This window comes from Streptomyces sp. NRRL F-5122 (assembly GCF_001507435.1).
In the GTDB taxonomy this organism is placed as follows: Bacteria; Actinomycetota; Actinomycetes; order Streptomycetales; family Streptomycetaceae; genus Streptomyces; species Streptomyces lannensis.
In genome coordinates, this window is sequence record NZ_LMWH01000260.1 from 24,049 (window position 1) to 42,924 (window position 18,876).

Here is an 18,876-nt window from a genome sequence, read left to right on the forward strand (position 1 = left end):
CGCGTGGGGAACAGGGCGGTCGGCTCACGAAGAGCACTGGTGAACGGCCCTGTGGGGAATGCCGGTACTGTTCCAGCGCACCCGCCTCACCGGGTGAGGAACGGCTGGCCGATACCGGTCAGCAGCCGGTAGCGGCCATACATCGTCGCGGCCGCGAAACACAGGAGGGAGGCGAGCCTGTGCTGGAGTCCCTGGGTCTCGACGATCCGACCGAGCGCACCTATCGCCATCTGCTGGCTTCGCCGCCACTGACCGCGACCGAACTAGCCAGGCATCAGTCCTGCAGCACGGCACAGGCCCGCCGCATGCTGGACGACCTGGTCGCAGCGGGCCTGGCGGTCCCCTCGGCGGGACGGCCCACCCGCTACGCCCCGGTGGACCCGCGCATCGGCCTGGCCGCCCTGATCCGCGCGCGCCGTCTGGAGCTGGAGCGCGCGTCGGCCGCGCTGGACGCCTACGGCGCCGAGTTCAACGAACGCAAGTTGAGCTCCGATCCGAGCCGGCTGGTCGAGATCCTCGAGGGGCCGGCCACAATCACCGCCTGGCTGACCGAGTTGATGGCGGGCGCCGAGCAGGAGGTCCTGTGCTTCGACACCCCGCCCTACCTCACGGCTGACGCGAGCGCGTTGCAGTTCGAGGAGGAGCTGCTGGCCCGTGGCGTGCGGGCACGAGCGATCTACTCGAGCCAGGTGCTGGCCATCCCCGTGCGCGCAGAACTGCTCCAACACCTCGTGCTTCTGGGGGAACAGGCCCGGGTGCTGCCCCATGTGCCGCTGAAGCTGCTGGTCTTCGACCGCCGAGATGCCCTCGTTCCGCTCACCACCGGCGCCGACGGGCTGCGCAGTACCGCCGCCCTGGTCCACCGGTCACCGCTGTGCGACGCGCTGGTCGACCTCTTCGAGGCGAGCTGGCAGCAGGCCACCCCCGTTTTCGGCAGCGAGGCACAGGAGACGGAAAGCCATGCCGACCTCAGCGAGGCTGATCGCGCCCTGCTCCACCTGCTCCATGCTGGGCTGAAGGACGAGACGATAGCCCGCCAACTCGGCCTCAGCGAACGCACCCTGCGCCGCCGGATCACCGATCTGACCACCCGCCTCGGGGCAACAAGCCGATTCCAGGCAGGCGCGCAAGCAGTCCGCCGCGGGTGGCTCTGAACCAGGCGCGCAGGCCGCTGAACACAGCAGCCCCCGCTGCCAGCCAGCCACGGCTGGTTCGACGCTGCAGCGGTGCTCGCCGCAGTTGGTTGGAGTCCGTGCCCCTTGGATGCGGTTCAAGGGCCGCAAGCAATAGACCGTGGGCGCCGGTGCTCCCTCAAGCACCGGCGCCTACTCACCCCTGCCCAGGGTGGCTTGATGCCCTACTGACGAGGCGTCAGGGGACAAGGATGAGGCGGATCGGGTCGCCGATCTTGTACTCCAGCCGGTGGATGGCGTCGGCGGCCTCGATGAGCGGCATGTGGTCGGTGATGGAGGGGGCCAGGTCGAGACGTCCGTTGGACGCCAGCTGCACCAGCTCGGAGACGGACTCGGGGAAGCCGCCATAGTGACCGCGCACCTGCTTGGACAGGTAGTTGAAGGTCAGGCCCTCGGTGATGGTGAGCGGCTTGGGTGTGATGCCCACCAGGATCAGGGAGCCGCCCAGACCGAGCACGGAGGCGGCCTGCTCGCGGACGGCGGGCACGCCGGCGCAGTCGAAGGCGAAGTCCAGGCCGCGTCCGCCGGTGGCAGCGCGTACCTGGTCAGCGAAGTCGAGGGGGGCCGGATCCAGAGCGAAGTCCGCGCCGAAGGCCAGAGCGCGCTCCCGCGCGCTGGGCAGCGGGTCGACGGCGATGATCGGCGCGGCGCCGACCAGGCGGGCAAGGCGCACGTTGTGCGCGCCCACTCCGCCCACGCCCCACACGCCGACGGACTGAGCGGCACGGACGCCTGCGGTGGCGACGACGGCGGCGTAGGGGGTGGAGACCGCGTCGGGGATGATCGCGGCCTGGTCGAAGGGGAGGCTGTCGGGGATGGGGATGAGGGTGTCCTCGCGGGCGAGGGTGTACTGGGCCCAGCCGCCGTCGTAGTCGATGCCGGCGGTGAGCATCTGGGTGCAGGGCCGGCGGCGCACGCATCCGGCGCACTGGCCGCAGGTCTTGCCTGCCTCCAAGGTGACGCGGGTGCCGACGCTGAGACCGCGCTTGAGGTCAGGGCCGAGCGTGTGGATCACACCGGAGACCTCGTGGCCGACGGTGACCACATCGGAGGTGGCGAACAGCGGGACGAGGGAGCCGTCGATCAGGTGGACGTCCGACAGGCAGACGCCTGCGGCCTTCACCTCGATGAGGACCTCGCCCGGGCCGGGCACGGGGACGGGGACCTCCTCCACAAGGAACTTCTTGCTGTCCAGGTGGAAGCGTCCGGCGAGCATGGTGTCCATGGGGATCTACTTTCTGTGAGCGGCACTCCCGGCGGTTCGGGCCGATAGGCGCCGTGTGGTGTCTGGCTGGCTTGTGAGGGCCGGGAGACGTACGGGGTGGCAGGACGCGCCGCACGCCTCCCGGCGTCCGGGGGTCAGGCGAAGACGTCCTGCTGGTAGCGCTCGTCGGCCTCGAGCTGGGCGAGCCACTGCTGGGCGGCCTCGTCGTCGCTGCCGGTGTGCTGGCGGTAGATGGCAGCGAGGGCTTCGCGCACGGCAGGCGCCATGCGGCGGCCGTCACCGCAGACATAGATGTACGCGCCGTCTTCGATGGCCTGCCACACCGTGTCGGCGGCGCCTGCGATGGCGTTCTGCACGAACCGGGCGGGGTGGCCGGTCAACGCGGAGAAGGCGGTGTGGACCTGGGCGATCCCGGCCTGCTCCCAGTCCTGCATCTCCTGGCGGTAGAAGTAGTCGTGCTCGGGGTGGCGGCAGCCGACGAACACCTGAGACAGGCCGACCTGGGTGCCGTTCGCCTGCTCCCGGGCCCGCTCCTCCAGGAAGCCTCGCAGCGGCGCGATGCCGGTACCGGGGCCGATGAGGATCAGCGGCGTGGCGGGGTCGGCCGGCGGGGCGAAGGTCGGGGAGGGCACGCGCACGTAGCCGTAGACGACGTCTCCGGGCTCAAGGCGTGCGATGTAGGAGGAGCAGGTGCCGCGGTACTGGCCGTCGCCGGACAGGGCGGGGCCTTCCAGCAGGCCGACGGTCAGCCGGACGTGGCGCGGGTTGGCCAGCGGGGCGGAGGAGATGGAGTAGAAGCGGGGACGGATCGGGCCCATCATCTCCAGGAAGACCGCCAGCGGCAGTTCGACGGCGGAAAAGCGCTCCAAGAGGCCCAGCACCGAGACCCGCTTACCGAGGATCTCGCTCTGGTAGCGCTCTTCGGCTTCCTCGGTGTCGGCGGCGTACGCCTGCAGCTGCGGCCGGGTCCACGGGCACTGGGTGTGCTCGGCCAGGATGCGCACCTGGGTGCGGGTGGCCACGTCCTGCAGCTCCACGAACTCGGTGAACAGCAGGCCGGCGGTGACGGGCGTACCCACCGGCAGGTGCGTGCGGCCGCCTGCGGGCTGGTCGAGCCGGAGGACCTGGTCGCGGTCGACGGCGAGGCGTGCCAGCGCGCGGTTGACCAGGGACGGCTCGTTCTTGGCGAAGACGGCGAGGTGGTTGCCGGTCTCATAGGTGACGCCCTCGGGCAGCTCGATGGTGATGGACTTCGCGGACGGACGCGGCGGCTCGATCTGGAAGTCCCAGAGCCCGGTCGCGTCGGCCACGAGTTCCTCGTTGGCGACCACGGTCAGGGGGTATGCCTGCTCGGAGACGATGGCGGGGCGCACGTCCGCCTCGGTCAGCAGCTGCACCTGGTAGCGCGGCGCACCGTCGTCGGAGGTGTCGGCGGCGTACTCCTCGGCCAGGGTGGCCCACAGGGTGTCCATCCAGCGACTGGCCATGCCGTCGAAGTCGCCGGCGGCATCCGCGATGCCGCGCTCGATGACGGGGGTGGCTCCGGCGGCCAGCAGGGCGGCTTCGATCCGCTTGGGGAAGGCCTGGTAGGTCGCCACCCACTGGGTGTTACCGGCGCCCAGCAGTGCGAACCGCACGTTCGCCAGTGCGCCCTCGCCCAGCCCGGTCCCGATCAGGTCATCGAAACGCTGGGCGTTGTCAGGTGCCTTGCCGTTGTAGCTGGCGGCGACGACGACCAGCAGGCCCTCGGCGGGCAGGTTGTCGCCCAGCTCGTCCAAGCTCACCAGGGTGGTGCCGAAGCCGGAGCGCTCGCTGCGGTCGGCGATGGTGCGCGCCAGGTCCTCGCACGAGCCCAGGCTGGAGGCGTAGGCGACGGTCAGGTTCACCCCGACACCGCTGACCGCCGTCTGCGCCTGCGTGTCGTCGGTCTGCAGGTCGGCGGCGCCGAAGACGGTCCGCTGGTGCTCCTGACGCTTGCGGACGACCAGCTGGAAGTCGCCGGGCTTGCGCGTCAGCGCCTCGCGGACGTCCATCTTGTAGTCGGTGGTGTCGGAGAACCTGAACTTCTGCAGCACTAGCGCCAGCGCCAGACGGGCCTCGGTCAGCGCGAACTGGCGGCCGATGCAGGCACGCACCCCGTTGCCGAACGGCTTGTAGGCGTGCGGGTGCTGCTCGGCGCGGTTCTCCGGCAGCCACCGGTCGATGTCGAACTCCTCCGGCCGCTCCCACGCCTTGGAGTGGGAGTGCAGGGCGCCCATGAGGATGTTGGCCCTGGTTCCCTTCTTCAGCTCGTACCCGTCGCCGATGACGGTGTCGTCGATGGGCGCCTTGGCGATCAGCGGGATGGGAGCCCACAGGCGCAGGGTCTCCTCCAAGATCCGCGGGATCACGTCGAGCTGCATGATCGTGTCGTAGTCCGGGACCGTGCCACCGGGCATGAGGCGGTCAACCTCGGCGTACGCCTGCGCCAGGACGTGCGGGTTGCGCATCAGCGAGTACGTGGCGAAGGACAGCAGGCCACTGGTGGTCTCGTGACCGGCGATCAGGAACGTCACCACCTGGTCGCGGACGTTGCCGTCCGCCAGCAGCTTGCCGGTCTCCGGGTCGGTGGCCTCCAGCATCAGGCCGAGCAGGTCCTCCTCGCCGGTGCCCTTCCCCTCACGGCGCTCCTTGATCACACTCTCGACCAGGTCGCGCATCAGCTGGATGTTCTCGCGGTACTTCCTGTCGTCCGCCTTACGGAGCTTGGTCATCATCGGCAGCTCCTGGGAGCGCCGCATCGACTCGATCAGCGCCTCCAGCAGTGCGTTGAGGAAGGGGTGCAGCTCCTCCTTGTCGAAGGACTGGAAGCGGTAGCCGAAACCGGACAGAGCGATGGTGTCCAGAGTGAGCCGGGTGTAGTCGTCGGTGATGGCGACCGACTGGCCCTCCCGGCTCTCCCACTTGCCGACCAGGTTCTGGGCGATCTCCAGCATCTGACCGAAGTAGGTCTTCATGGCCCGCTGGCTGAAGGCCGGCAGGAGGATCCGGTGGGCCATGGCCCATTCCTCTTCGTGCTGGTGGGCCGTGAACAGGCCCGCACCCGTGTAGTCCCGGACGTGGCTCAGCGGCGTCTTCTCGATCTGCTTGAAGAATCGCGTCTCGTCGCAGACCTCCGCCACCAGGTCCGGGTCGTAGACGAAGACCTGCTCGATGCCGGCGATGTCCATGCCGTAGATGCCCTCGGGGAACCGCTTGGACAGCTCGTTGAAGTACTCCACCGGGTTGGTGTCCGGGATCTGCGGCGTGTGGCCGAGCAGGGGGATCCCGCGCGGGGACCGTATGGGGCGAAGGTCGTTCGCGGAGTGGGGGGTCATGGCTTGCTCCTTTGTGCGGAGAAGGGATGGGCAAGGGCGCCGGTCGGTGCCGCGGGTACACCACAGAAACATACGCCGTATGGAAGTAGTAACATACGTCGTATGGAAAGTCGAGCGCACCCCGGCCGCACGAGCCCTTGGGGCTGCCACCTGCGATTAAGGCTTTCCGTACGCCGCATGCGGCTGATACCGTACGCGGTATGGAAAAGGCGAAGCGTCCCCCGCGGGGGACCAGGAAAAGGGACGTGCCTCTGACCGAGGCGGGGATCTATGCCGCCGCCCTGCAGCTCATCGACGCGGACGGGGTCGAGGCGCTCACCATGCGCAAACTCGCGACCGTGCTGGATGCGAACCCGATGTCGCTGTACCACCACGTGCCGAACAAGGATGCCCTGCTGCGCGGCGTGGCGAGAATGGTCGGCGCCCAGTTCCGCACCGTGACGCTTCAGGACTCTCCCTGGCAGGAGCGCATCCGCCTGCTCGCCACGGATTTCCGCACCCTGGCGCACCGTCACCCCAGGCTGATGACCTACTCGTTCGGCCAGCCGGACTTCATCCAGCCCGAAGACCCCTTCTGGACTGCGCTCACCGCGACACTGGACTCCGCAGGGGTGCCGCACGCAGAGGTCCCGCAGATCGCCGCTGTCATGTGCGCTGTAGTCATCGGCGTCCTCACCGCCGAACTCAACGGCGCGCTCCACCGGTGGTCGAACCTCACGCCCACCGCCCCCACTGCCAACGAAAACGGGCCCACGGAGCCAGGCCCTGACGAGGACCGCATGTTCCGCCTGGTGCTGGACACGCTCATCACGGGCCTGGAAAGCCGGCTCACCGCCGATCGTGACGGCCGGCGCGCCGACCGTTGAGCCCGCAGTCCCGAGACGACCTGCCCCCTTCAGGCAGGCTCTGGCCGGGCTAGCTCAGTCGGTGGCGCATAGGGAGGCATCCATCACACCTGGAAAGGCCGTCTCGATGTGGCCGCTGCAGATGCGCGGTGTGCTGCGGTTGGGCCGGGCGACCGATCTGTGGCCCAAGACAGCAGCGCTTAGTGTCCTGCTCGCGATGGCCGTGCCAGGTCTGGTGCTGCTGGCCATGGGACGCGTAGACCTGATGGTGTACACGGTCGGCGGATCCACGTGCGCGCTCTACGGGCACAACCTGCCCTACGCTGCCCGTGCCCGCGCTCTGGCCTGTGTGGTGCTCGGCATGGCTGCGAGCAACGGGGTGGGGCTGGCGACCGCGGCCGCCACCAGCAGCACCGCGATCCGGGTTGCTGTGGCAGCTCTCCTTGCTGCTGCTCTCAAGCTTGTGTGTGAGACCCCCCGGATCGGTCCGCCGGGCAACGTCATCTTCACGTTCGTCGCCGCTGGCTGCGCCTTCTTTCCCCAGCGCTTAACCGATATCCCGGCCACCTCACGCTCACCCTTGCCGCGGCGTTGCTCGCCTGGATGGTGTGCATGACCCCCGGCCCCGTCCAGTCCCAGGAACCGCAGCGTCTGGCGGTGGCCAGGGCCCGCAACCTGGCCCTCACCTGGCAACGCCCCCTCAACCGGGTCTTCGGTAACGTCGCCAGCGTGTTTTTTGCCCAGGAGATCGACCGTCCCCGGACGAGGCCGAGCAGGTGATCGACCACCTGCGTGACGGCTTCGGGGTCGATCCCGTATGCCGGGTGCTTCAGCTGTCTCCGTCGACGTACTTCGCGCGCAAGCGTCCGAAGTCGGCCCGCCAGCTCCGCGACGAGGAGCTGATCCCGCTGGTCACAGCGGTGTGGGAGGACTCCGGTCGCACCTACGGCGCCCGCCGCGTCACCCGCGCGCTGGCCCGCGCGGGGCACTGTGTCGCGCGGGGCACCGTCGAGCTGATGCGCCAGGTCGGCATCGAGGGCGTCATCCGCGGACAGCGCCGCCGCACCACGATCCACGAGCCGGCCGCCCCGCGTCCGCCGGACCTGGTCAACCGTCGGTTCGCCGCCGAGCAGGGCGTGGGCAATTTCGCGTGGTCTCACAGACCTGAGCGCCTCAGCCGCCCGGGCCGCAGGGCGGCTCGGTACCTGTCACGGCAAGGGTGAGTCGATGGTGGGCCTGAGCACGGACTCGGCAACGTTGACGATCTGGCCGAGGTCGAAGCCCTCCATGTCGGCACGGAATTCAGGGCTGGACAGGTACGCGTCCATCCGCTCCTGCACGTCGTCGGCGTCTTGGTAGGAAACGAGAGCGTACAGTCGGGGCGCCCCGCTTCCACGGGTCGCCGGTACCGTCCAGACGCCATGTGTGGTGATCCGGTGTTTGGCCAAGCCGGGAATGTGCTTGGCCCAAATGCTCTCGTAGGCGACGAGTGCCTCAGGGCTGCGCAGTGTGTAGACACGAAGCTGGTACTGGGACATGAACGCTCGTTCCTTGTCTTTCTAAGCGTGACTCCTCCCCCTCATGGATGAGGGGGCTTCTCGCTATGCCGGGTTGGCGTCGCGACGGACCAGCCCGGACCGTAGAATGTTGATCGCGCCCACTGTGTCCGCGTGCGCCGAGTGGCCGCACGAGACGCAGTGGAACTTTTCCTGGGTGGGCCGGTTCTCCTTGGCGGTGTGCCCGCATTCGGGGCACTGCCGTGAGGTGTTACGGGGGTCCACCGCCATCACTTGCCGTCCGGCTCCTTCCGCCTTGGCGGCCAGGATCGCGAGGAACACCCCCCATCCGGCATCAGCGATCGAGCGGTTGAGTCCGGCCTTCGCGGCGGCCCCGTTGGGCAGAAACACGCCCGGCTGTTCGAGGTCCGGCTTCGGTGCGGGGGCCTTGCTCATGTTGCGGATCTTGAGGTCTTCGTGCGCGATGAAGTCGTGTTCCCGCACGAGGTCGAGAGCGGCCTTGTGTGCGTGGTCCAGGCGCTGACGGCGGACCTTGCGGTTCAGGGTCGCGACGCGTTCGACCGCCTTGCGGCGGCGCTTGGACCGTCGCTTGCACCGGGCGAGGGCCTGTTGTGCGGCTTCGAGCTTGGCGGCGGCCTTGGCGCCGTGGCGGGGGTTGGGCACGAACTCACCGCCTGAGTCGGCAAGGAAGTTGGCTATGCCCATGTCGACGCCGACCACGCTGCCGGTCGCGGGAAGCGGCTTGGGCGCGCTTTGCTCGGCGGTCAGGATGACGTACCAGCGGCGACCTTCCCGCTTCACGCTGATCGTCTTGACCTTGCCGATCACCGCACGGTGCTGGTGGACCTTGACGTGCCCGACGCCTTGGAGGCGCACGCGGGTGATCCGATCGTGCGGGGTTGAATCCCAGCGGCAGCCGTCGCCATCCTTGGGGAAGTCCACGGTGTCGAACCGCTTGCCCGACCGGAAACGCGGATATCCCGGCTTGTCACCGGCCTTCACGCGCCGGAAGAACGCAGCGAACGCCTTGTCCAGCCGGCGCAAGGTGGCCTGCTGACTTGAGAACGACCAACGCCCCTGACGCTCGGGATCGAAGGAACGGATGTCTTTGAGCTGAGCGGACTGCTGCCCGTAGCGGACCGTGGTCTTCGAGGTGTGCCGGTAGGCGTCGCGGCGTTCCTGCAAAGCCCCGTTGTAGAGAGAGCAGTGGTCACGCAGCATCTCGGCAAGCGCGCCCGCCTGGCCCACGGTGGGCCGCATGAGGAATTTGTACGCACGGATCATCCGGCCCACCCCCTTCCTGGTCAGATTCGAAGATCATACTACGCTTGGTGTATGTCACCACGTTGGGAACCAAATCCCGATATCCGCACCGGTCGCCACGTCGCCTACAACCTGCACGCTCACTTGGTGTTCGTCACCAAGTACCGCATGGACGTCTTTGATGAAGCCATGCTGAAGCGGTGCGAGGAGATCATGCGGGAGGTATGCGGCAGCTTCGAGACAGAGCTGAAGGAGTTCAACGGCGAACGCGATCACGTACACCTGCTCGTGCACTACCCGCCGAAGATCGCCCTGTCCAAACTGATCAACAGCCTCAAGGGCGTCAGCTCCCGGTACCTGCGCGCCGAGTACACCGGCCGCATCAACCGTATCGGGCTGGGCTCCGCGTTCTGGTCCCGCTCATACTTCGCCGGCTCGTGCGGCGGCGCACCGCTCAGCATCGTCCGTCAGTACATCGAGGGCCAGAAGCGGCCCACCTGACCGTCACCGAAAAAACGTAGCGAACTCCGGCGCTACGCGCCCCCGGCCCGAGGACGCGTTTCCCTCCCCGGCTGAAGCCGGCGATACCCACGCAAGACCAGGGATGGATGTCAGCGGTCGCGGTGATAGCGGCCGACGGGGCGTGCAACGGGTTTAAGGGTTTCGTGGCGGCGCACGCACAACGCGGGGAACAGGACGGGGCGCTGGAGACGCGGGTCGCATACTGCCGCCTGGGCAAAGCGCCTCGTTCGCAGAGCACTTGGGAGACGTTCTTCAGCTTTCCGCGAGCAGGTTCGCCAGTTCGGTGTCCCATTCGATGCACCTGGACTCGGCGCCCTGTGGCACCAGAGTCTCCGTGTTCTGCAGGAACGTCTTGAGGTCCTGCACTGGAACCTCGAGCATGGCGGTGCCCGCGGAAGACCTGAGGGCGATGTACATCGCTTGGTCACCATGGCCGACGGCCGACCAGATCCGGACGTCTCCCTCGCCTGCGCAGCCCTTCAGGCCATCGGCCAGAAGGTCACGCCCCAGGACCCATTCAACTGCCTCGTCGTCGCTGTCAGCGGTGAAAAAGGCGGCATGGACGACATAGGGATCACTGGGCTCGTACCGCAGACGCATGCGCATGGACAGCGAATAGCTGCGCTCGATGATGAGCTGCACAGCCACCCCCTGTACCACGGTCTTCAATGACTCCATTGACTTTCACTCCAAGACGCCTTTGTGCCACGCCGCCGGACCACCGTTGGGTCAGCAGCGAACATCGAAGAGAGAGGCGTTATAACAGGGCCCGAACGCCGGCCGGGTAGCGGATTCGTGGCGTCGCGGCAGCTGGGCGGCGCAAGCCTGCGACACACGGTGGGCGTCCGCAGGCAGGGGGGAGGCAGGCCCTCAGGCGGCCGCCGGATCATCGGTCAGGGACCGGAGATCCTTGGACCAGTGGTCGCCTCCCTGCTGCCGGCAGGCATCACGGCGATGCGCACAGCCTGGGCCCAGGGGTACAAGCGGCCCTGCCTCACCGGTCGTAGTGGTTCCGGTCCTGGCCGTCGTGCTCGTAGCGGTTCCAGTCGTGCCGGTACGACACGTCCGACTTCCAGCCGCATTCCTTGTCGTCCCAGCGGTAGAAGTGACTGTTGCGGCGGTACCGGTCCGAATCGGTGACGCAGTCATCGTGATGCCAGCCGCGGATCCGGTCCCAGGAGTAGCCCTCCTCGAGCAGGTAGCCGACGCCGTGATCCCAGCGGTAGTCACTGGCCTTGACGCTGACGGCCGGGCGCTGGGCGTGCGCGGACTCAGGGGTCGCGGCCGAGGCGGCGCCCCCGGCACCAAGAACGGCAACACCCGCGACCACCGCGGAGCAAGCAGCTGCAGAGATGCGCTTCGTGAGCTTCTTCATGATCTTTCCTCCCGGAACCGGTGCGATCTGCACCATCGGCTGCTTGTAACAGGCGGTGTGATGCGCCTGGAACTGTCTGAGTGAGCGGTTCCATACGCCGTATGGAACCGCCTTTCCAGTAGTAACATACGGCGTATGGAAATGTCGAGGGCGCCTCGCTGAAAGGTCCCCGGGGGACGCATCGGCGGCTTCGACACCGCCCCGGCGGCCGTCCGTGGGAAGGTGGCCCGCGCGACCGGCTGCGACCGGAAGAACACTGCACCGGGACTATCCAGACGGCCCCGTGCGTCCCCGCTCCGTCGGCACGCATCCGCCGGCCGGCTCGAGGTCCTCGCCGAGACCAGCCACAGCATCAGCAGGCCTCGTCGCCGACACACAGCGAGATCCGTCGGAATCTGGCGCGCCAAAAGCACCATCTCGGCGGTGGGCTCGGTTCTCGGTTGTGGTCAGTAGGGCGACTCGGCGGGACAGGCCTGTCCAGAGGAAGGGCTCGCCGAACCAGAGGGACTTACACGGTTCGTCGCACATCCGGCGTACTTCATCTCGGTCAGGCCGCAGAAGATCCGGTGGACCTCGCCGAGGAGCGCGGTGGCAATCCGCGCAAACGACACGTCCTCTGCCTTCGTCCGCACGCCGGATGCGTCCCTGCGGCTCATGCAGGCGGCACCGCGGACCTTGCCAGGCTGCCGTTCATCGCGGGATACGAGGCCACGTCGACCTGATCACCAATGAAGCCACGCACCGCGGCGGGCAAGAGTGGCGGGTTCCTGGTGGCGCCTTATCCAGGCACAGGAAGCGGTGCGCAGTCGGCACCGGCAGGCCGGTGCGCACGGTAGGACAGTGGGGCCCTCTTCAGGCTGCAGCGGGAAGGGGGCGCCGGGCGAGGTCACGGGCCTCATCCAGGGAGAGACCGAGCATGTGCAGGAGTAGCTCAGCCATTTTTCCTGCCGCGTGGACGCGGTCGGCCTCGGGCCGGTTAAGCCATAGCTCCAAGAGCGCCAGCAGGCCGCCGTTCAGTACGGTGAGGGCGACGACGGGGTCGAGCACGGTGAAGCGGCCCGTGGCCATGCCCTGCTCCATGTCACGTTTCGCACGCGGAGCCAGTCCGTGGCCGGCACATATGCGGCCGAGCTGGCTGTGGCACAGGATCCGCATGATCTCCGGGTGCGACTCAGCCATGTGTGCGCTGAGCCGCACGCCCCCGGCAAGGCGCTCGGCGGGATCGCTGATGCCGTGCAGGCGTTTGTCGATGGCTTGGGCGTACTCCTCCAGTGCATCGGCCACGGCCGCATCGAAGAGGTCCGGCTTGCACGTGAAGTGGTTGTAGAAGGAGCCGAAGCCCACGTCCGCGCGTTCCGCGATGGCCCGAATGCTGGCGCTCGTGTCGCCGGACTCGGCCAGGATCGTCCGCGCGGCGCGGACGAGCGCCTGCCGGGTCTCGGCCCGACGGCGTTCGAATCGGTTCCTGGGTGAGGCTGACATCGGCACCCTCCTGACAAGAGCACCACTTCTGATGCATTCATCATTTCACTGAAGGACTCGACTGTCCACCATGGGGCGCCACCGGAATCCCGCCCCCCACTCTGCGCATGGGCGCCGCCACACCCTGCCATCCGGAGCAGTCAAACCTGATGAAACAATCAGGTTTGGGGGTATTGACGACAAAGCCATCGCATCTGATAATTTCATCAAACATGGACAAAACGTCGGTGAATGCGCGCCCCGTAAGCCGCTCAACCGGCGACGAGGGCGTTCGCAACGCTCGCCCGGGGCGGCCCCGGTCCTACCCGAGGGTTCCTCAGCCCCCTGGCCTTCACCGTCCAACCACGGCTACAGATCGGGCCGCCGCGCCCCCAGGCCGACGCTTTGTCGCCCCCGCACCGATGGGATCAACACCGCGATGACGAAAACCGACCACATGCCGCTCGCTGAGCCTGTGAGCTCCAGCGAGATACCCGACGCGGCGATAGCGATGATCGATGCCGAGGGGACGGTGGTGGCGTGGACGCAGGACGCTCAGCGGCTTGTCGGGCACTCGGCCGGGGAGATGGTGGGCCGGTCCGCCCTCCAGGCGCTGCCGCGCCGTGAGGACGCCTTGAGTGCAGCGGCGGCCTTCGAGCAGTGCCGTGCCCAGGGTGGCTGGTCCGGCACCGTGGCGGTCCGCCACCGCGACGGCCGCACACTCACCATGACGCTGCGGGTCTCGCTGCTGTGGGGACAGGGCGCCGCCACCCGGTGGCTGGTGTCCGGGACCGACATAGGCGCGCTCTCCTCGGGAACGGCGGACGGATCGGTACGCGAGTCGCTGCTCTCCCACGCACCGATCGGCATCGTCGTTCGTGACCTGCAACTGCGCTGCGCATGGGCGAACGACGCCATGGAGAGCCACGACGGAATCCCTCATGACCGACGGTTCGGGCGCCGCCTGAAGGATTCGCTGCCCGGTTTCGAAGCCGAAGCGCTCGAGGTGGTGATGCGGCAGGTACTGGAGAGCGGCACCACCATGGTCCACGAGTACCGGGCGTGGCCACCGGCCGATCGGCGCCGGGAGCACGTGTTCTCGGCCTCGTTCTTCTGCCTTCAGGACGCGGACGCCAAGCCGCTGGGGGTGTGTTCCCTGAGCGTGGATGTCACCGGCAACCGGCGGGCGCGCGAGCGCCTGGCCATCCTCAGCGAAGCCAGCACGCGCATCGGCAGCACCCTCGACGTCATGCAGACCGGGCAGGAACTGGCCGAGCTCGCCGTGCCCCTGCTGGCCGACCACGCCCTCGTCGATCTGGTGGAGTCGGTCTCCTTGGGCGTGGAGCCCTCGGCACGGATCGGCACGACGAACGGCCGCCTGCCGCTGCTGCGCCGTGCCGGTCTAGCCTCCATCGACCCGGATATCCCGGAGTTGCCGTGGGTGCGCGAAGAGGTGATCCACCCCCACCCGAACTCGCCGTTCGCCGCCGTCCTGCGCATGGGCCGCTCTCACCTGGAACCGGTGCTGGACACCCATGCCGGCCCGTGGGTCGACCACGACCCGGTGCGGGCACAGAGGGTACGCGACAGCGGAATCCACTCGCTCATGGTCGTGCCCATCCGTGCGCGGCACTGCGTGCTGGGACTGGCGCTGTTCGGCCGCTCCGAGGAACAAAAGCCGTTCCAGGAGGACGACCTGCTCCTCGCCGAGGAACTCGTCACCCGGGCCGCGCTCTGCCTGGACAACGCCCTCCAGTACGCGCGTGAGCGCACCGCGGCCCTCACGCTGCAACGCGACCTGCTCCCCCACAGGGTGCAGGGCGGTGCCGCCGTCGAGGTGGCCTCGCGCTATGTGCCGGCCGATATGGATTACGGCGTGGGGGGTGACTGGTTCGACGTGATCGAGCTGTCCGGCGCCCGGGTGGCCCTCGTCGTCGGCGATGTCGTTGGGCATGGCATCAACGCCGCGGCAGCGATGGGACGGCTGCGCACCGCCGTCCGCACGCTCGCGGACATGGATCTGCCTCCCCATGAACTGCTGGCGCACCTCGATGACACGGTCCGGCGGCTGGGCGAGGAAGACGCCGACGATCCGGACCAGATCCCCGCGGTGGTAGGCGCCACCTGCCTGTATGCCGTCTATGACCCGGTCACCCGACGGTGCACGATGGCGCGGGCCGGGCACCCCCCGCCCGCGATCATCGACCCGCAGGGGCACGTCGTCTTCCCCGACCTGCCCGCCGGAACCCCCCTCGGCCTCGGCCTCGGGCTGATCCCCTTCGAGTCCGTGGAACTGGAACTGCCCGAGGGAAGCCTGCTCGCGCTCTACACCGACGGTCTGGTCGAGTCCCGCGACGACGACATCGACGTCGGCCTCCACCGCTTGGGCGCCACCCTGGCACAGCCCGGCTCATCCCTGGAGAACCTGTGCTCGCAGGTGATCGAGACCCTGCCGACTCAGGCACCGGTCGATGACGTCACGTTGCTCCTTGCGCGGACCCGCGCGCTCCAACCGGCCCAGGTCGCCTCGTGGGAGCTGCCGAGTGAGCCGGCCGCGGTCTGTACCGCCAGACAGGCGGCTGCCTGTCAGCTCAGCGCATGGGGGCTTGAGCGTCTCGTGCCCACTGTGGAGCTGATCGTCAGTGAACTGGTCACCAACGCCATCCGCTACGGCCAGGGACCGAACCGCCTACGGCTCATCCAGCACCAGGTTTTGACGTGCGAGGTCTTCGATACCGACACCAGCCACCCGCGCCCCCGCCATCCCCGAATCCTCGACGAGAACGGCCGCGGTCTATTCCTCGTCGCTCAGCTGTCCCGCAGGTGGGGCTCCCGCTCCGCGACGGATGGCAAGGTCGTCTGGGCCGAACAAGACCTGCCCGCCACGGCCGTTGCGGGATGCGCTGCCATCCCCGGCGACGACTGCTTCATAAGCACCGAACCGAAGGCGCCGCCAACGTCGCCGCAGGCGCACGAAGGGAAGTGCAAAAAATGAACGCATATGCGAACAATGCCCAGTCGATCGAATCTGGTGGCACCGGCAGGGCGTACACCTTCGACGGCCTGGCAGCCGCCATGCTCGACAACCGAGGCTCGGTGGTGCGATGGAGCAGGGCAGCAGAGGACCTGACGGGGGTTACAGCCGAGGAGGCTTGCGGCCACCCTGTACTGGAACTGGTGGCCGACCTCCCCGACGATCTGCCCCGTGCCACGCAGATACCGGCATCCGGTCGGGTACGGCTGCAGCACCGGCGCGGCAACCTCATCGATGTCACTTTCCGGACCCTCAAAGTGGACGACTCGGAGGAGTTCCTCGTCCTTGCGGTGCCTACCCACCACGTCGCCGACCACGAGCAGGGCGCAGCGCTCCTGCGTGCGCCGTCCTCCCAGAACCGGATCACGATCGCTCTGCACGACATGGATCTCACCACCGTGCAAACCAACGCCACGCCGAGCACGATCGACGACCGTCCCGTACAACCCGGCACTCGGCTGTGCGACGTGCTGTGCACCGAGGACGCCGAGAACCTCGAGGCGGTACTGCGCCAGGTACTCGAGACCGGCGCACCGGTGGTCCGCAGGAACGAACTGGTGAGTCGGCGGCACGATCCGGCGCGGCGTCACGCCCTGTGTTTGTCCGCCTTCCGTCTGGAAGACGCGCAAGGATGCCCTACAGGGGTCGCAGCACTGTACATCGACAGCACTGACGCGCTGCGCACCCGCCGCAATCTGGATCTCGCCCGCGAGGTGGCCGAGCAGGTGGGAAGGTCCCTGGATGTCGTGCGCACCGCGCAGGACCTTGCGAACGTACTCGCACCCGCGTTCGGGGATCTCACCACAGTCGTCCTTGCGCAGTCCGTGCTCGACGGCGACGAACCACCCAAGCGGTTGGGCGGCGGAGATCTCCATCTGTGCGCCGCGGCCCTGGCGCCGACCACCGCCGCATGGCCGGCCGGCATCAAGTGCGGCAACCCCGTCCCACCACTGTCCGACCACCCCCTCCTGCGCAGCTCCCAACACGGCAAGACCGTCGTCTACGGCCGTGACGACTTCGCCGCCCTGATCGGCGGCCCACACCCGGCCGAGGATTTCCTCCCGAACGACGCCCACACGGTGATGGTGGCGCCGCTGTACGCCCGCGGCCTCACCCTCGGAAACATAGTGGTCTGGCGCACCGGCCGATCCGACCCGTTCAGCGAGGACGAGACGGATCTCATGAAGCAGATCGCCTCACGGGGTGCGCTCGCCATCGACAACGCCCGCCGCTACACGCGCGAGCACAGGGCCGCCGTGGCGCTGCAGCAGCGCCTCCTTCCCCCGGCCACGACCGACACTCCGGCAGCCGAGACCGCCGGCGTCTACCTGCCCGCAGGCGGCGGGGCGGACATCGGCGGCGACTGGTACGACGCCATCGCTCTGCCCTCTCTGCGGCTGGCCCTTGTCGCCGGAGACGTGGTCGGCCACGGCATGCCCGCAAGTGCCACCATGGGCCGCCTGCGCGCCGCCATCCAGACGCTCGCCGACCTCGAACTGGAGCCGGACGAGTTGCTCACCCGGATCGCGGACCTGGTCCAGCGTCTGGCGGCCGAAGCCCCACCCGGCGACCACGACAGCATCGGCGCCACCTGCCTGTACGCGGTCTACGACCCGGTCACCCAGCGCTGCGCTCTCGCTAGTGCCGGGCACCCTCCCCCCGTCCTGGTCCGGCCCGACGGAACCGCCGAAACCATCGGGATCTCCCCGGGGCCAACCCTGTCCGTCAGCGGCATGCCGTACGAGACCACCACGATCGACCTGGAGCCGGGCAGCATCCTCGCCCTCTACACCGACGGCTTGATCGACCGGGGTGACCGCGACATCGACCAAGGCCTGCGGCGCCTGACGGATGCCCTCGCCGCGTCCTGCCGTCCGGACCGTGCACTGGACGAAACCGGCCGGACCCTCCTCGCCGATCTGGTGGCCCAAGTGCCGCGCGACGATGTGACCCTGCTGCTGGCCCGCACCCGCGCCATACCGGCGCAGGACACCGCTCACTGGGAGATCCCGGCCGATCCCGCCGCCGTCGCCGAGGCCCGGGAATGGACAACCCGCCAACTCGCCACGTGGGGGCTCGACGAACTCCTCTTCACCACCGAACTCATCGTCAGCGAACTGGTGACCAACGCCATCCGCTACGGTCGCCCTCCGTCGGAGCTGCGTCTGATTCGCCACAACGTTCTGGTCTGCGAAGTCACCGACTCCAGCAGCACCCAACCCCGCCTGCGGCGTGCCCGAACCACCGACGAAGGGGGACGCGGCCTGTTCCTCGTCGCTCAACTCGCCACGCGCTGGGGCTGCCGCCACGGTCAGAATTGCAAGACGATCTGGTCCGAGCAGCACATCGAGTGTCCCCCTGATCGCGCTCAGGGCTCGACGCGATGTTCAGCCGCGCGCTGACACCCGTTGGCGCGCTGCTTTCGACCGTGCCTCCTCCCTGATCGCTTGTGCCCCTCTCCAGTTCCTGCAGGGCTCTTGACCATCGTGGAACCTACAGGGAGTCCCAGGCCGGGAATCCTGCGGACGCCTTCTCGCTCAGCTCCGCCCACACCGTCTTGCCTTGTCGGGCGTGGCGTGTTCCCCAGTGTTCGGCGATTTGGGCGACCAGGAGCAGGCCCCGTCCTCCCTCGTCGAAGGTGCGGGCCCGGCGCAGGTGAGGAGTAGTGCTACTCGCGTCGAAGACTGGAAAAGCCGCACTCGCACCCCACCGAGGAGAGCGTCTCTCGCGGATCGACAGTCGGACGCCAGACCGCCTACGCCTGCGGCGCCTTCGACAGCACCGCGGGGGCGGTGAACAGCGCGCGGACGGCGCTGCGGACCTGGTCCGCCACCACCTCGGGCGTCGAGGTGTCGAGCTTGCCGTCCAGGCCCGCCCTTGACGCCCGCGCCACGGTCATCCTCAAGGGACGTCTCCGCACCAGTCGAATACACACCCATCCGCCTGCCTGGGCGCATACAGAGCCCGACCACCCGGACCGTACCGTCCTATCTCCGTGCGCAAGGCGACACCTTCAGCCCGATCATGCGCAGACCAGCCCGTGACATCCAAGAGCAGACCGTCCAGCGGGCCCGCGACCAACTCC

General features: G+C 68.3%; 16 protein-coding genes and 2 pseudogenes. 8 read left to right on the forward strand and 10 right to left on the reverse strand.

Features of this window, described 5'->3' with window-relative positions; genetic code table 11:
• The first annotated feature begins 179 nt into the window (after positions 1-179).
• Complete coding sequence (locus tag ADL25_RS49320; RefSeq protein WP_059131872.1) at positions 180-1,154, forward strand: helix-turn-helix domain-containing protein; 975 nt, start codon at positions 180-182, stop codon at positions 1,152-1,154.
• 217 nt (positions 1,155-1,371) lie between these two features.
• Here the strand turns inward: ADL25_RS49320 and ADL25_RS34660 are convergent, their stop codons facing one another.
• A complete protein-coding gene (locus ADL25_RS34660; protein ID WP_059131873.1) occupies positions 1,372-2,418 on the reverse strand; it encodes a zinc-binding dehydrogenase in 1,047 nt (348 codons plus the stop codon).
• Between the two features lie 134 nt (positions 2,419-2,552).
• Positions 2,553-5,774 (reverse strand): cytochrome P450, encoded by a 3,222-nt coding sequence (locus ADL25_RS34665; RefSeq protein WP_059131874.1) that lies wholly within the window; start codon positions 5,772-5,774, stop codon positions 2,553-2,555.
• 245 nt (positions 5,775-6,019) lie between these two features.
• Between ADL25_RS34665 and ADL25_RS34670 the strand changes: the two genes are divergently transcribed.
• The 4 genes from ADL25_RS34670 to ADL25_RS34680 all read left to right on the forward strand — a co-directional run bounded on the left by ADL25_RS34670 (position 6,020) and on the right by ADL25_RS34680 (position 7,842).
• Positions 6,020-6,640, forward strand: a complete 621-nt coding sequence (locus tag ADL25_RS34670; RefSeq protein ID WP_234381157.1) for a TetR/AcrR family transcriptional regulator — start codon at positions 6,020-6,022, stop codon at positions 6,638-6,640.
• A gap of 106 nt (positions 6,641-6,746) precedes the next feature.
• The gene (locus ADL25_RS34675; protein WP_059131876.1) at positions 6,747-7,235 is read left to right on the forward strand and encodes a hypothetical protein; all 489 of its coding nucleotides are present in this window, start codon (positions 6,747-6,749) and stop codon (positions 7,233-7,235) included.
• A complete protein-coding gene (locus ADL25_RS49325) occupies positions 7,232-7,399 on the forward strand; it encodes a hypothetical protein (RefSeq protein ID WP_159045067.1) in 168 nt (55 codons plus the stop codon). Before ADL25_RS34675 ends, ADL25_RS49325 begins: the two co-directional genes overlap by 4 nt.
• Entirely contained in the window at positions 7,396-7,842 is a 447-nt protein-coding gene (locus tag ADL25_RS34680; protein ID WP_079050765.1) for an IS3 family transposase, read from the forward strand. The genes ADL25_RS49325 and ADL25_RS34680 overlap by 4 nt, the downstream gene beginning before the upstream one ends.
• Here ADL25_RS34680 and ADL25_RS34685 read toward each other — a convergent pair.
• Together ADL25_RS34685 and ADL25_RS34690 are read right to left on the reverse strand one after the other, a co-directional pair.
• Positions 7,828-8,157: an NIPSNAP family protein gene (locus ADL25_RS34685; protein ID WP_059131877.1), complete on the reverse strand. Its 330-nt coding sequence runs from the start codon at positions 8,155-8,157 to the stop codon at positions 7,828-7,830. The genes ADL25_RS34680 and ADL25_RS34685 overlap by 15 nt on opposite strands.
• Before the next feature lie 63 nt (positions 8,158-8,220).
• A complete protein-coding gene (locus tag ADL25_RS34690) occupies positions 8,221-9,420 on the reverse strand; it encodes an RNA-guided endonuclease InsQ/TnpB family protein (RefSeq protein WP_059131878.1) in 1,200 nt (399 codons plus the stop codon).
• 51 nt (positions 9,421-9,471) lie between these two features.
• Between ADL25_RS34690 and tnpA the strand changes: the two genes are divergently transcribed.
• Entirely contained in the window at positions 9,472-9,900 is a 429-nt protein-coding gene (gene tnpA, locus ADL25_RS34695) for an IS200/IS605 family transposase (protein WP_079050766.1), read from the forward strand.
• Between the two features lie 273 nt (positions 9,901-10,173).
• Here the strand turns inward: tnpA and ADL25_RS34700 are convergent, their stop codons facing one another.
• From ADL25_RS34700 to ADL25_RS34710, 3 genes are all read right to left on the reverse strand, one after another.
• Complete coding sequence (locus ADL25_RS34700) at positions 10,174-10,563, reverse strand: SsgA family sporulation/cell division regulator (RefSeq protein ID WP_234381158.1); 390 nt, start codon at positions 10,561-10,563, stop codon at positions 10,174-10,176.
• Between the two features lie 352 nt (positions 10,564-10,915).
• Positions 10,916-11,296, reverse strand: a complete 381-nt coding sequence (locus tag ADL25_RS34705) for a hypothetical protein (protein WP_059131881.1) — start codon at positions 11,294-11,296, stop codon at positions 10,916-10,918.
• An 852-nt stretch (positions 11,297-12,148) separates the two neighbouring features.
• Positions 12,149-12,784 carry a TetR/AcrR family transcriptional regulator gene (locus ADL25_RS34710; RefSeq protein WP_059131882.1) on the reverse strand — a complete coding sequence of 212 codons (636 nt, stop codon included), beginning with the start codon at positions 12,782-12,784 and terminating at the stop codon, positions 12,149-12,151.
• A gap of 412 nt (positions 12,785-13,196) precedes the next feature.
• Between ADL25_RS34710 and ADL25_RS34715 the strand changes: the two genes are divergently transcribed.
• Positions 13,197-15,752, forward strand: a complete 2,556-nt coding sequence (locus tag ADL25_RS34715) for a SpoIIE family protein phosphatase (RefSeq protein ID WP_079050767.1) — start codon at positions 13,197-13,199, stop codon at positions 15,750-15,752.
• Positions 15,749-18,193, forward strand: coding sequence for an ATP-binding SpoIIE family protein phosphatase (locus ADL25_RS34720; RefSeq protein ID WP_079050768.1), 2,445 nt, complete (start codon positions 15,749-15,751; stop codon positions 18,191-18,193). Before ADL25_RS34715 ends, ADL25_RS34720 begins: the two co-directional genes overlap by 4 nt.
• A gap of 91 nt (positions 18,194-18,284) precedes the next feature.
• Here ADL25_RS34720 and ADL25_RS50980 read toward each other — a convergent pair.
• The 3 genes and pseudogenes from ADL25_RS50980 to ADL25_RS50985 all read right to left on the reverse strand — a co-directional run.
• Positions 18,285-18,476, reverse strand: a pseudogene (locus ADL25_RS50980) (ATP-binding protein); the annotation flags it as partial.
• A gap of 70 nt (positions 18,477-18,546) precedes the next feature.
• Positions 18,547-18,660, reverse strand: a pseudogene (locus tag ADL25_RS48515) (TetR family transcriptional regulator); the annotation flags it as partial.
• A 32-nt stretch (positions 18,661-18,692) separates the two neighbouring features.
• On the reverse strand, positions 18,693-18,876 hold a 184-nt coding region (locus ADL25_RS50985; protein WP_079050769.1), incomplete at its 5' end, for a hypothetical protein.